This is a genomic window from Sphingobacterium sp. (assembly GCF_032065005.1).
Lineage (GTDB): Bacteria > Bacteroidota > Bacteroidia > Sphingobacteriales > Sphingobacteriaceae > Sphingobacterium.
The window spans coordinates 134455-148599 of the sequence record NZ_DAMBMM010000007.1 but is presented as its reverse complement, the minus strand read 5'-3'; the positions used below and the strand labels follow the sequence as shown (position 1 = coordinate 148599).

Sequence of the window (14145 nt, the reverse complement as noted above, 5' to 3'; positions counted from 1 at the left end):
CCCAAATTACTCCGTAAACCAAGAAGAATAAAGCACGTAATTGTGCGGTAATTTTTTCAATAGTTTAAGCTGCTCCTCCGTGAGCGGCTTAATTTTTTTAGCAGGAACTCCAGCATAAAGATAACCAGACTCACAAACCATATTCTCCAATACCACCGCACCAGCAGCAATAATGACGTTCGATTGAATGTGCGCCCTGTCCATCACGATTGCCCCCATCCCTATTAACACATAATCATCTATCACACAACCATGTACGATAGCATTATGACCGATATTAACATAGTTACCAACATCTGTCCCGTTCTTTTCATAGGTCCCATGTATGGTTACATTATCCTGTATATTGGAATAATCCCCAATCTTGATATAGTTCACATCGCCCCGTACCACAGCATTGAACCAAACCGAACAATGTGAACCGATCGTCACATCGCCTACAATGGTGCAATTAGGCGCTATAAAGCTGTTTTCTTCAATGATAGGGTATTTGTCCTTTACAGGTAATATCGTGGCCATAAAGCGTTTAAAACTTAAAATTAAAGAATGGTATCTTCCAGTACATCAGCATGCTTAGGATAATCCGTGGTATAGTGCAGTCCTCTGCTCTCTTTTCGCTGCATAGCTGATTTTACAACGAGATAGGCTATCTGAATAACGTTTCTCAGCTCACAAAGTTTAACGGAAAGTTTGGTATTCTTATAGAAAGCCTCTGTTTCCTCATGTAGCAATCCCAAACGTCTCATGGCCCTTTCCAGACGGAAATCCGAACGGACGATCCCTACATAATCACTCATTAACTTTTGTGTTTCACGTAGATTGTGCGTCACCAAGATATCTTCGTTCAATAACTGCGTATTGGATTCATCCCAAGAAGGTACATGATCCTGAAAATCAATGCTTCCAATATGTTTACTCGCATCCTGGAAGATCCTATGAGCATACACAGCAGCCTCCAGTAAAGAATTGGAAGCCAAACGGTTAGCCCCATGAAGTCCCGTAGAAGAACATTCTCCACAGGCATAAAGGTTATTGATCGAGGTTGCACCATATTCATCGACCATGATTCCTCCACATAGATAATGTGCTGCTGGAGTAACGGGAATCAGGTCTTTGGTCATATCCAGACCAATAGAAAGGCATTTCTCGTAAATATTAGGGAAATGCGATAAAATATCTGATTTAGAGCGATGTCTGATATCTAAATAGACATAATCAAGACCCGATTTTTTCATTTCTGAATCGATCGCACGGGCAACGATATCCCGTGGAGCCAAGGATCCTCTTTCATCATATTCCTCCATAAAGGACTCACCATTAACCCTTTTCAAAATCCCACCAAATCCGCGTACGGCTTCAGAGATCAAAAAAGCTGGATATTCCTTTGGATTATATAAGGCCGTTGGATGGAATTGTATAAATTCCATGTTCCTCACCTTTCCTTTAGCACGATACACCATGGCAATACCGTCTCCGGTAGCAATCGTAGGATTGGTCGTTGTGGAATAGATATGCCCTGCGCCGCCTGTTGCCATCAGGGTAATTTTTGAAAGTATCTTTTCAACATGTCCCGTTTCGGTGTTAAAGGCATAAATACCGAAGCATTTGATATCTTCCGTACGTTTATCCACATGTACGCCTAAATGATGTTGAGTAATCAGGTCCACGGCAAAATAATGCGTTAGCATCTCTATATTAGGTTCAGCATGTACTTTTTCTAAAAGAGCACGTTCAATCTCATAGCCCGTAATGTCCTTATAATGAAGGATCCTATGTTCAGAATGTCCACCTTCCCTGGCTAGATCATATTCTCCAGAATCTTCACGATCAAAGGTAGTACCGTAAGAAATAAGCTCCGCAATACGTTCCGGACCTTCTTTCACCACGTTTTCCACAACATGTGCATCACATAATCCATCTCCTGCTATTAAGGTATCTTCTATGTGTTTATCAAAGCTATCCCCTTCATCCGTGACTACAGCTACTCCACCCTGTGCATATTTCGTATTCGACTCATCCTCATTGGCTTTCGTCACGATAAGTACTTTTCCGAGCTTGGCAGCTTTAAGTGCAAAACTCAATCCGGCGATACCCGAACCTATAATCAAAAAATCAACTTTTCTATCCAGCATGGAATGTATATTGTAGATGTAACGGTTAATTACTACTGAACCAACAAATTAACAAAATATGTGCAAAACGTGTAAATAACTCGTGAATTAAAATGTAAAACTTCTTATGTTTCCACAATACTAGCAATTTTCACACATCTATTACCAAAATATTAAGACAATATCACCGAAATATTAACATCTTACCCACAACTATCATTTCACAAAAAAATATGCAAAAAATAAAAGCTGAAAAACGACAGTATTGAAAATCAGCACTTAACCCTCCGCAACCTGTGGATAAGTTGTGAATAACTATAGAACATCCACTAAAAAAAATAAAAATCACCTGAATTATCCCCATTTTCCACAGACTAATAAACAACAAGATTCTTCTTTAAAAAAAAGATTATTATTTATTGAAAAAAGGGAATGTGGATTTCGTTTCGTTTTCTTTCTTTACTTTTGTGATGTTAGAAAGTCAAACAGGCAGGAATCAACTTAGAAAAACCAAATGAATACAACATTTGAAACAGACTTAGTGGCTAAGGGATATATTGATGTTGCAATAGATCCTAACCTAGATTTGGTCAAAGAAATTGAAAGACTTAAGAAGGAAAAGAATGCTGTTATCTTAGCACATTATTACCAAGAGTCTGAAATCCAGGATATAGCAGATTATATAGGAGATAGTTTAGGTCTATCTCAACAAGCAGCTAAAACAGATGCTGATGTCATCGTTTTTGCTGGGGTGCATTTCATGGCAGAGACCGCTAAAATCTTATCACCTTCCAAAAAGGTACTGTTACCAGATTTAAAGGCAGGTTGTTCATTATCAGATAGTTGCCCGCCACATTTGTTTGCTAAATTCAAAGAGAAATATCCGGATCATTTAGTGATTACCTATGTGAACTGTACTGCTGAATTGAAGGCACTTTCAGATATCGTCTGTACCTCCAGCAATGCCGTACAGATCGTGGAAAGCCTTCCGGCCGATCAAAAAATCATTTTCGGTCCAGATCGCAACCTAGGGGATTACGTGAAGAAAAAAACAGGTCGAGACCTTGTCCTTTGGAACGGTGCCTGTATGGTCCACGAGATCTTCTCCCAAGAAAAAATCGATGCCCTGCGTGCTGAGTATCCAGATGCAAAATTCATAGCCCATCCGGAATGTGAAGACCATATCCTGGCGCAAGCCGATTATATAGGTTCTACTTCAGGAATGTTGAAATATACCATCGAGGATCCAACCAATACTTATATCGTAGCAACTGAATCTGGAATTTTGCACCAAATGCAAAAAGCCAGTCCTTCGAAAACATTTATACCTGCTCCTCCAAACAATCTATGTGCTTGTAATGATTGCCCGCACATGAAATTGAATACCTTGGAGAAGCTATATAACTGCCTGTACTACGAACAACCAGAAATTACATTAGATGAAGATATCATTCAACGTGCGCAAAAACCTATTGAACGCATGCTTGAACTTTCCGCAAAACTAGGATTATAACATGAGTATATTTGAAAATAGCGATAGAACCAACCTAAACGAAATCGGTGAATTTGGTCTGATCAATCACCTAACCCAATCTGTAGTATTGACCCAACCCAGTTCTGTAAAAGGAATTGGCGACGATGCTGCCGTATTGGATTTTTCCAATAAGAAAACGTTGATTTCCACCGATCTATTATTGGAAAATGTGCATTTTGACCTGCGCTATGTTCCGCTTAAACACTTGGGATACAAAGCTATACAAGTTAATTTAAGTGATATTTATGCCATGAATGGAATCGCAAGCCAAGTGACCATTTCCATTGGATTATCTTCTAAGTTTCCCCTGGAAGCCGTTGAAGAAATCTATGAAGGTGCACTATTGGCTTGCCAGAATTACAATGTGGACCTGATTGGTGGTGATACCAGTACCTCAACCCAGGGCTTGGTAATCTCCGTGACCAGTATTGGCTATGCCGAAACGGATAACATTGCTTATCGTTCCGCTGCTAAAGAAGGAGACCTGATCTGTGTATCCGGTGATCTGGGTGGTGCTTATGTAGGTTTACAACTCCTAGAAAGAGAAAAACAGATTTTCTTGGAAAACCCTAATATCCAGCCTGATCTGGAAGGAAAGGACTATATTATCGAACGTCAATTGAGACCTGAGGCAAGAAAGGATATCGTTGAATTACTGGCTGCTCTAGCTGTTAAGCCTCATGCGATGATCGATGTTTCGGATGGTCTGGCTTCGGAGATATTACACATCTGTAAAGCTTCCAATGTAGGTTGTAAATTATATGAAGAAAAGATCCCTATCGATCCAATGACCTACGAAACAGCCCGTGAATTTGGTCTGGATCCAACGGTATGTGCCCTAAGTGGTGGTGAGGATTACGAATTACTTTTTACTGTACCGCAAAGTGACTATGATAAGCTGAAAAACAACATGGAAATCAGCATTATCGGTCATATTACAGAAGCTGCTGCAGGCTGTACCATGGTTTCTAAATCGGGTAATGTACATGAAATCAAAGCCCAAGGTTGGAATGCCTTTGGAAATCAAGGATAAGCATAAAAATCTTTATTAAAATATTATAGAAAGAGCCATTTTAGAATGGCTCTTTCTTTTTATGATTATCCTATATTGACCTTACTCTCATTCGAGACACATTGCGAATTTTCGCAATGTGTCTCGAATGAGAGTAAAACGAAACCCATAAAAACTGCCCTATTCAAACAGAAACACATTTACTAAAAATTTTATTGATTATAATATTTTCAGGTACTGTACAGCGGCTTTATAGGTAAAGAAAAAGGAAAGCTTGGTCATGATTAACTAGGCTTTCCTTTTATAATTTTATGATTTAGGTAATCGCTAACCGCTAAGTTTGGATCACGCCCACATTGTATTTTCCGATCTCTGTATTGTGCGATGCAGCTTCTATACCCATGGAAATAATTTTTCTGGTATCAGCTGGATCGATCACTCCATCTACCCATAATCTGGAGGCTGCATAATAAGGACTCAATTGCTCATTATAGGTCTTTTCGATATCCTGTAAAAGCTTGTTTTTATCCTCTTCACTCAGGCTGATATTCTTTGATTTTAAGGCTGCTTCTTGGATCTGCAACAAAGTTTTACCTGCAGATGCACCGCTCATTACCGCTATTTTGGCGGTAGGCCACGCATAGATCAATCGAGGATCATAAGCTTTGCCACACATTGCGTAATTACCTGCTCCATAGCTATTTCCGACCATAAAGGTAAATTTTGGCACTACGGAATTGGCCATGGCATTCACCATTTTAGCACCATCCTTGATAATTCCACCATGCTCTGCCCTGGAACCCACCATAAAACCGGTGATGTCCTGGAAGAATAGCAAAGGTATTTTCTGTTGGTTACAGTTCATGATAAAACGGGCTGCCTTATCTGCTGAATCTGAATAGATCACCCCACCCATCTGCATTTCTGTTGAACCTCCGGGTTTCTTGGCCTTAACCACTTCCCGTTGATTGGCCACAATGCCTACTGCCCATCCATCTACCCGAGCCAAGGCACAGATCAAGGTCTTGCCATAATCTGCTTTATATTCTTCTAGAGAACCACTATCGACTATACATTTCAAGATTTCAACCATATTGTAAGGCTTCAATCTATCTTCAGGCATATAATCATAGAGTTTTTCCATCGGATATTCTGGCTCCTTCGCTTCTATCCTTGAATATTGATAGGTAGGTTCTGAACCGAATTTATCGACTATATTTTTGATGGCATCCAAGCAGCTCTCATCATTCGGATATTTGTTGTCGGTAACACCTGAAATTTCACAATGCGTATCTGCTCCACCTAAGGTCTCATTATCAATAACTTCTCCAATAGATGATTTCACCAGGTAAGATCCTGCTAAAAACACAGATCCGGTACCTTCGACAATCAGTGCATAATCAGACATGATGGGCAAATAGGCACCCCCGGCCACACAAGAACCCATTATGGCAGAAATCTGGGGGATACCCATGGAAGAAAGCTTGGCATTATTTCTAAAGATCCTTCCAAAGTGCTCTTTATCAGGGAATATTTCAGCTTGCATAGGTAGAAAGACACCGGCAGAATCGACCAAATAGATAATGGGAATATGGTTTTCCATGGCTATTTCCTGTGCTCTCAGGTTTTTCTTACAGGTCATCGGAAACCAGGCTCCGGCTTTGACCGTAGCATCATTTGATACAATCACACATAACCTATTCTTAACATAACCCAAGACTACGACTACCCCAGCGTTCGGGCAACCACCATGTTCTTCGTACTGCCCATCGGCAGCAAAGACACCAATCTCGGTGAAATCCCTATCCTCATCTAACAGGTATAAGACCCGCTCCCATGCCGATAATTTTCCTTTTTCGTGTTGTTTTTGGATTTTGTCCAAGCCTCCACCTAACAGTAGTTTTTCTCTTTTCCTTTGGAGTTCTTCTAATTGGCCTCGCATAGCTTTATTGAAATAATGTAATTTATTAGGTTCTGAAATATTAAATTATTATAAATATCATAAAATATTATTTGTTTTTTATAATATTTGTAAGAAACATTTGTAACCCAAATATAAACTTAATTAAAATAATATTATGTATAACCTCGGTTCTAAAGAAGAATTGACACTAGTTAGAGAGAGTGCCCGTAATTTTGCAAATGCCTATATAAAACCTCATGTGATGAAGTGGGATGAGGCTCAAATTTTCCCTGTTGAACTATTCAAAAATTTAGGTGATCATGGTTTCATGGGCATCTTAGTTCCTGAAGAATATGGTGGATCTGGACTGAACTACCAAGAATATATTACCATTTTAGATGAGATTTCGAAAGTATGTGGTTCTATTGGTCTATCGGTGGCTGCCCATAATTCATTGTGTACCAACCATATCCTCAGCTTTGCCAATGAGGAGCAGAAAAGAAGATACCTTCCGAAACTGGCTAAGGCAGAATGGATTGGCGCGTGGGGTTTGACAGAGCCTGGCTCTGGTTCTGATGCTGGAGGCATGAATACCACTGCGGTGCAAGATGGAGATTATTTCATCTTAAACGGAGATAAAACCTTTATTACCCATGCCATTTCCGGTGATGTGGCTGTCGTTATGGCTAGGACCGGTGAAAAGGGCGATAAAAAAGGAATTTCTGCTTTTATCGTAGAAAAAGGAATGGAAGGTTTTTCAGCTGGTGCGAAGATGGATAAATTGGGAATGCGTGCCTCTGAAACAGGTTCTTTATTTTTCGATAATTGCCGCATCCACAAGGATCAATTGATCGGTGAAATTGGTGATGGTTTTGTGCAGGCCCTGAAATTATTGGATGGAGGTAGAATCTCTATTGCTGCCCTATCCTTGGGTATAGCGAGAGGTGCCTATGAATGTGCATTGAAATATGCCAATGAAAGGGAACAATTTCAGACTAAAATTTTTGATTTTCAAGCGGTTGGTTTTAATTTAGCGGATATGGCTACGAAAATTTCCGCTTCTGAACTATTGATCAGACAAGCGGGTGATTTGAAAGATCATGGTCAAAAAGTGACCAAAGAAGGCGCCATGGCTAAATTATATGCTTCGGAAACGGCTGTTGAGGTATCAAACGATGCTGTACAGATTCTTGGTGGATATGGATTTACCAAGGATTTTCCTGCTGAAAAGTACTTTAGGGACGCTAAATTATGTACTATTGGTGAAGGAACAAGCTCTATCCAACGCATGGTCATTGCAAGGGAGATAAAAAAAGATGTACAATAAAGATCAGGTAACCCTAGTGGATTGCCCCCGAGATGCCATTCAAGGTATCCTTTATCAGATTCCAACAGAAAAGAAAATTGCTTATATCAATCAGTTGATAAAAAGCCAGGTCTTTGATTGCATAGACTTTGGAAGCTTTGTATCGCCAAAGGCGGTTCCGCAATTGAGTGATACACAAGCTGTATTGGAAGGACTTGAAAAGGATGAGCGGGTAAAGCTATTGGCTATCATCGCGAATAAAAGAGGTGCTGAAATAGGTTCTGAAATGGAGAAAATTGACTATTTAGGTTATCCTTTCTCCATTTCGGAAACCTTTCAGAAAAAAAATACAAACGCCAGTATTGCCCAGGCCTATGAAGCTGTGAAAGAAATCTTGGGTATCATGGGCAAAAATGATAAACAGGAGTTGGTGGTCTATATATCCATGGCATTTGGTAATCCTTATGGTGACCATTGGGATATGGATCTGGTTTCGGAATGGATATATAACCTGAATGCCATTGGGGTGAGGAACTTTTCGATTGCTGATACCACTTCTGAGGCTACTCCAGACAGTATCAAGGATCTGTTCCATAAAATTACACAGGAATTTACCGATATTCCTTTCAGTGCACATTTCCATTCGCCGATTGAGAGTGCCCTATTGAAAGTAGATGCTGCTTATTCGGCGGGTTGCAGGCGATTTGAAGGTGCTGTTTTAGGGTATGGAGGCTGTCCATTTGCCAAAGATGAGCTGGTAGGGAATATTCCTTCGGAATTGTTAGTGGATCGGTTCAATAAAGCTAACTTTGATACCATGTCTGCACTAATGCAGGAATTTCAAAATTTGATCAAGCATGAATTATAAATTCATTCAAACCGAAATAAAAGAACATGTATTTACCCTGACCTTGGATCGGGAAGCCAAGCGCAATGCTTTTACGCCTACCACGGTCAATGAGGTGGCCCATGCCCTGGAGGAAGCGGAAGCCAATGATCAGGTGCATGTATTGGTTCTAAGGGCAAATGGTCCTGTATTTTGTGCTGGAATGGATCTCAAGACCTATCAAAATCCAGAATTGGATAGTCCTAATCCTGCTATAGTCAATAAGGAACGCTCCTTGGGCGAGATCTTTGATCAATTCAACAAGCCATCCATAGCTATCGTTGAAGGCGATGTCATCGCCGGAGGTTTTCTATATATCTTGGGCTGTACCTATGTTTTTGCGAAAAACGATTTGAATTTTAGATTGCCGGAAATTGCTTTGGGGATCTTTCCTTTCCAGGTGATGGCTGGCTTGAAAAGAATCATGTCTGAAAAACAGATTTTACAATTATGTTTTGACCCTAGTCCTTTCCAGACCGATAAGGCTATAGAACTGGGATTGGTCGACGGCTATTTGGAACAGGATAAAATTGATGATTTGATCGCTTCCTTTGCTGATAAGAGCATTTATGCCATGCAGGCCGGGATGAAAGCCCTAAAGGCTATCCGTGATATGGAGTCTGATAAGCAATATGCTTTTCTCCTGGAGTCTCTGCAGAACCTTAGGGACAGGGATGAAGTGAAGAAATTTATGGCTGAAAGGCTCAATAAGAACTAAGATACCTTCTTTTCTATCCAGAAATTATTGAATCCAAGGCCAACTTCTATATCCAGTAGTTTTTGTTGCAACATCTCCAAAATGGCCAAGAAATTATAGACAAACTGCACCTTGTTTTCAGAATTCTTTGCCAATGCCGAAAAATCCATTGATTTATTGATTTCAATTAATTCGGCAATCGCTTTTTTCTGTTGTTCTATGCTATAGGGGTATTTCACCACGGTATGCGTGACATCCTGTACGCGATGGGAAAAATTGAACATGACCCTTTCATAGACTAGCATCAATTTATAGAGGTCAAAGCTGGATAGTTCCTCATCTATGGTCTGGGCCTTGGCTTCACGGGCTATCTTCAGGTCGATCTCGGTATTTCCCCTTTCATAAAATTTGGACCTACAGTCCTCCAGATCTTTCAGCTCTTCGCAAATTTCCTTGAATTGCTTGTACAGGACAAGCTTTTGGACCAATTCCTTTTTCAGGTCGATCTCGTTTTCATTCTCATCCAGTTCAGGACGCGGAAGCAGCATTTTAGCCTTGATACGCATCAAGGTCGAGGCAACAAAGATAAATTCAGAGGCTAATTCTATGTTCAGGGACTGCATATGTTGGATATAGGCCAAGAAATCATCCGTGATCTTAGAGATAGGAATATCATGGATATTCAATTCATCCCTTTCAATAAAGAATAGCAAAAGGTCGAAAGGTCCTTCGAACTGTGCCAGTTTAATCTCGTAGTTTGTCGCGTCCATAGAATATGCTCAAAAATAAGGATTTGCTTGTATAAAAAGATGGAATTCATTTGAATAAAGCAAAACAATGCAGAGGATTAAATTGTATATATATTCCATAGTTAAAAGAATAAATTGTTACTTTGTATCTTATTTCGAAATTTTTTCATTTATGCAGGTAGAAGCAGGACCGCTATTACAAAAAATTCAATTTCCATCTGATCTTCGAAATTTGAAGGAATCGGAACTTGAAGAGGTTTGTAAAGAGCTGAGACAGTTTATCATCGATATCGTTTCTGTAAACGGCGGACATTTTGCAGCTAGTTTAGGTGTAGTGGAACTTACCGTAGCGTTGCATTATGCATTGAATACTCCTTATGACCAGGTCATCTTTGATGTCGGTCATCAGGCTTATGGACACAAGATACTGACGGGTAGAAGGGAAGAATTCCATACGAACCGCATTTTAGGCGGGCTTTCTGGATTTCCTAAACGCGGTGAAAGTGAATATGATGCTTTTGGTGTAGGACACTCCTCCACTTCCATTTCTGCTGCTTTGGGAATGGCAGTTGCCTCTGCATATAAGGGTGAAACCGATAGGCAGCATGTTGCTGTTATCGGCGATGGTGCTTTGACCGGCGGTATGGCCTTTGAAGCATTGAACCATGCTGGGATCGAAAAGTCAAATCTATTGGTTATTCTGAACGACAACTGTATGTCCATTGACCCGAACGTGGGGGCAATGAAAGAATACCTGACCAGTATTACCACTTCAAAAAGTTACAATCGATTTAGGGATGATTTGGTGTCCGTATTGGAGAAGATTTCCAAGAAAGGTCCAAATGCTTACGGCTGGGCTAAAAAGCTCGAGCAGAGCATTAAAGGTACCTTGTTGAAGAACTCTAACCTATTTGAATCTCTAAACTTTAGATATTTCGGTCCTGTTGATGGACATGACGTCAATAAATTGGTGAAAACCATCGAGGATCTGAAGCATATTAATGGTCCTAAGTTGTTGCATGTGGTTACCGTAAAGGGTAAAGGCTATGCATTGGCAGAAAAGGACCAAACAAAATGGCATGCTCCCGGTCTTTTTGACAAGATCACAGGTGAAATCAAGAAATCTATATCCGAGAAACCACAACCACCAAAATACCAAGATGTATTTGGTCATTCTTTGGTGGAATTGGCGGAAACAAACGATAAGATCATGGGGATCACACCGGCTATGCCAAGCGGATCTTCTATGAACATCATGATGAAGGCGATGCCGGATAGGGCTTTTGATGTGGGCATTGCGGAACAGCATGCTGTTACATTCAGTGCAGGCCTGGCCGCTCAAGGTTTGGTTCCTTTCTGTAATATCTATTCTTCTTTTATGCAAAGGGCATACGATCAGGTTATCCATGATGTAGCCTTGCAAAAGTTGAATGTGGTATTCTGTTTGGATAGAGCCGGATTGGTGGGTGCTGACGGCCCTACGCACCATGGTGCATACGATATTGCGTTCATGCGCTGTGTTCCGAATATGGTCTTGGCTTCACCAATGAACGAAGAGGAACTGCGGAACTTGATGTATACGGCTCAGTTGCCGGATCAAGGTCCATTCACCATCCGCTACCCTCGTGGTAATGGAGTGATGCCGGATTGGAAGCTTCCGTTTAAGGAAATTCCGATCGGAAAAGGCAGAAAGATCTGTGATGGTGAAGAAATAGCTATATTATCTTTCGGCCATATTGGTAATGAAGCTAGTAAGGCTATCTTGAAACTGCGTGAAGATGGTATCCATCCTGCACATTATGATATGCGGTTTGCAAAACCTCTTGATGAAGCTTTGTTACATGAGGTATTTAAAAAGTATAGCAAAGTGATTACCGTAGAGGACGGTTGTTTGCCGGGCGGGATTGGATCTGCAATCCTAGAGTTTATGGCAGACCATCATTACGAGGCTCAGGTAGTACGTTTGGGAATCCCAGATGGTATTGTGGAGCACGGAGAGCAGGCAGAGTTGTGGCATATATGTGGATATGATGCTGCTGGAATTGAGGATCAGGTTAGGAAATTAACAAAAGGCATAAAAACCGAAACTTTGGTAGGATAATTGCTCTATTAGAGCAGGTATTTCAAAGACAATCAAGCGTCTACAAGAGGAAGCCCACAGGCTTCCTTTTTTATTAAAAGTTTTCCACATTTATTTTTCCTTGCTTAATTTTTGCTTTAAAAACTCCTACAAATAGGGTATCAAAATATATGTGTTAATAAAATAATTTTGCACTAATATTTTGGACAAAATATGCTAAAAATTACAATTAAAATGTTGTTTTTTAGTTACTTACCTTTTTTTTGTCAATTTAATTTTTTAGCTCATTTTTTTTTGTCATATTCGTTGTAGGCAAAAGTTATGAACAGAAATTTTGTCAATTATTGGTTTTCAAGTTATTAACAAATTCAGAATGGAAAAAACGTGTACAAGTGTTTGGGAAAGTTGTCTTGCAGTAATAAAAGATAATATACCAACGCAAAGTTTTAAAACATGGTTCGAGCCCGTTAAAGCTGTACGTCTAGAAGGAAACGTTTTAACTATTCAAGTACCAAGTCTGTTCTTCTATGAGTGGCTGGAAGAACATTATGTAGGTATTCTCAGAAAAACAGTTAAAAAATTCTTGGGTGAACAAGGCCGACTGGAATACAACATCGTTGTAGAGAAGTCATCTGCTAACCCACCTTACACCACCAACATTCCATCGAATGGGAATGGTGCCGAGGGAAAGAAGCAATCAATTCCTGTTCCTGTTGCATTGAACAAGAACATCAAAAATCCTTTTGTAATTCCGGGGTTAAAGAAATTACAAGTTGATCCTCAATTAAATCAAAATTATACGTTCGACAATTTTATCGAAGGCGAATGTAACCGTTTGGCTCGTTCGGCTGGATATGCTGTCGCAAATAAACCAGGAGGAACTTCTTTCAACCCTTTGATGGTCTATGGAGATGTGGGTTTAGGTAAAACTCACCTCGCTCAAGCAATCGGTAATGAAATCAAAAGAAACTTACCAGACAAACTGGTAATCTATGTGTCATGTGAAAAGTTCTGTCAGCAGTTTGTTGACTCTTTGAAGAATAACACCATCAATGATTTCGTGAATTTTTACCAAGCAATGGATGTCATCATCATGGATGATGTGCATAATTTTGCTGGCAAAGAGAAAACACAGGATATATTCTTCCACATTTTTAATCACTTGCACCAAACAGGCAAACAGATCATCTTAACATCTGATAAAGCACCTAAGGATCTTTCTGGTCTCGAAGAAAGATTGTTAAGCCGCTTTAAATGGGGATTATCAGCCGATATTCAGGTTCCTGATCTAGAAACCAGAATGGCCATCCTTAAGAAAAAGATGTACTCAGATGGTATTGAGCTGCCAGAAAGTGTAGTGGAATATGTGGCGAATCAGATTGACAACAGTGTCCGAGAATTAGAAGGAGCAATGGTTTCTTTATTGGCGCAATCTACTCTCAACAAAAGAGAGATTGATCTGAACTTAGCAAAGTCGATGTTAAAGAACTTTGTCAAGAACACCCATAAGGAAATCTCAATGGAGTACATCCAAAAACTAGTATGTGAATACTTTGAGGTACCAGTTGAAATGGTTAAATCCAAAGTTCGTAAACGCGAAATCGTACAAGCAAGACAGATTTCAATGTATTTGGCAAAGAACCATACCAAATCTTCGCTGAAATCTATAGGTAATTTCTTTGGCGGTCGTGACCACTCTACCGTAATCTATGCTTGCCAAACAGTTGAAGACCTTATCGAAACCGATAAGAAATTCAAGACCTATGTGCAAGACATCCAAAAGAAATTAAAAGCTTCTTAAAAAAACACATTGTAAAGAAAGAAATTGAAAAGCTTGGGAGAACATCCCAAGCTTTTTTATTTTGAT

Annotated in this window: 11 protein-coding genes; 7 read left to right on the top strand and 4 right to left on the bottom strand. The window is 39.9% G+C overall.

The features are described 5' to 3' along the window. Positions 1-6: 6 nt before the first annotated feature. Both RT138_RS12660 and nadB read right to left on the bottom strand, forming a co-directional pair. Positions 7-519, bottom strand: coding sequence for a gamma carbonic anhydrase family protein (locus tag RT138_RS12660; RefSeq protein WP_313190981.1), 513 nt, complete (start codon positions 517-519; stop codon positions 7-9). Between the two features lie 20 nt (positions 520-539). Then, complete coding sequence (gene nadB / locus RT138_RS12655; RefSeq protein ID WP_313190980.1) at positions 540-2132, bottom strand: L-aspartate oxidase; 1593 nt, start codon at positions 2130-2132, stop codon at positions 540-542. A 493-nt stretch (positions 2133-2625) separates the two neighbouring features. Between nadB and nadA the strand changes: the two genes are divergently transcribed. Together nadA and thiL are read left to right on the top strand one after the other, a co-directional pair. Beyond that, positions 2626-3624, top strand: coding sequence for a quinolinate synthase NadA (gene nadA / locus RT138_RS12650; RefSeq protein WP_313190979.1), 999 nt, complete (start codon positions 2626-2628; stop codon positions 3622-3624). 7 nt (positions 3625-3631) lie between these two features. Then, entirely contained in the window at positions 3632-4678 is a 1047-nt protein-coding gene (thiL, locus tag RT138_RS12645) for a thiamine-phosphate kinase (protein ID WP_313191062.1), read from the top strand. A gap of 313 nt (positions 4679-4991) precedes the next feature. On the opposite strand, the gene RT138_RS12640 is transcribed toward thiL, so the two are convergent. Further along, positions 4992-6599: an acyl-CoA carboxylase subunit beta gene (locus RT138_RS12640; RefSeq protein ID WP_313190978.1), complete on the bottom strand. Its 1608-nt coding sequence runs from the start codon at positions 6597-6599 to the stop codon at positions 4992-4994. Between the two features lie 136 nt (positions 6600-6735). Between RT138_RS12640 and RT138_RS12635 the strand changes: the two genes are divergently transcribed. The 3 genes from RT138_RS12635 to RT138_RS12625 are packed head-to-tail and all read left to right on the top strand — an operon-like array spanning position 6736 to position 9470. Continuing rightward, the gene (locus RT138_RS12635; RefSeq protein ID WP_313190977.1) at positions 6736-7887 is read left to right on the top strand and encodes an acyl-CoA dehydrogenase family protein; all 1152 of its coding nucleotides are present in this window, start codon (positions 6736-6738) and stop codon (positions 7885-7887) included. After that, positions 7877-8734 carry a hydroxymethylglutaryl-CoA lyase gene (locus RT138_RS12630; protein ID WP_313190976.1) on the top strand — a complete coding sequence of 286 codons (858 nt, stop codon included), beginning with the start codon at positions 7877-7879 and terminating at the stop codon, positions 8732-8734. Before RT138_RS12635 ends, RT138_RS12630 begins: the two co-directional genes overlap by 11 nt. Beyond that, complete coding sequence (locus RT138_RS12625; RefSeq protein ID WP_313190975.1) at positions 8724-9470, top strand: enoyl-CoA hydratase/isomerase family protein; 747 nt, start codon at positions 8724-8726, stop codon at positions 9468-9470. The genes RT138_RS12630 and RT138_RS12625 overlap by 11 nt, the downstream gene beginning before the upstream one ends. Here RT138_RS12625 and RT138_RS12620 read toward each other — a convergent pair. After that, positions 9467-10219 carry a segregation and condensation protein A gene (locus tag RT138_RS12620; protein ID WP_313190974.1) on the bottom strand — a complete coding sequence of 251 codons (753 nt, stop codon included), beginning with the start codon at positions 10217-10219 and terminating at the stop codon, positions 9467-9469. The two genes, RT138_RS12625 and RT138_RS12620, sit on opposite strands and share 4 nt — an antisense overlap. Before the next feature lie 151 nt (positions 10220-10370). Between RT138_RS12620 and dxs the strand changes: the two genes are divergently transcribed. After that, the gene (gene dxs, locus RT138_RS12615) at positions 10371-12299 is read left to right on the top strand and encodes a 1-deoxy-D-xylulose-5-phosphate synthase (RefSeq protein WP_313190973.1); all 1929 of its coding nucleotides are present in this window, start codon (positions 10371-10373) and stop codon (positions 12297-12299) included. Positions 12300-12651: 352 nt separating this feature from the next. Next, positions 12652-14079, top strand: a complete 1428-nt coding sequence (gene dnaA / locus RT138_RS12610) for a chromosomal replication initiator protein DnaA (protein ID WP_093099955.1) — start codon at positions 12652-12654, stop codon at positions 14077-14079. Positions 14080-14145 lie beyond the last annotated feature (66 nt).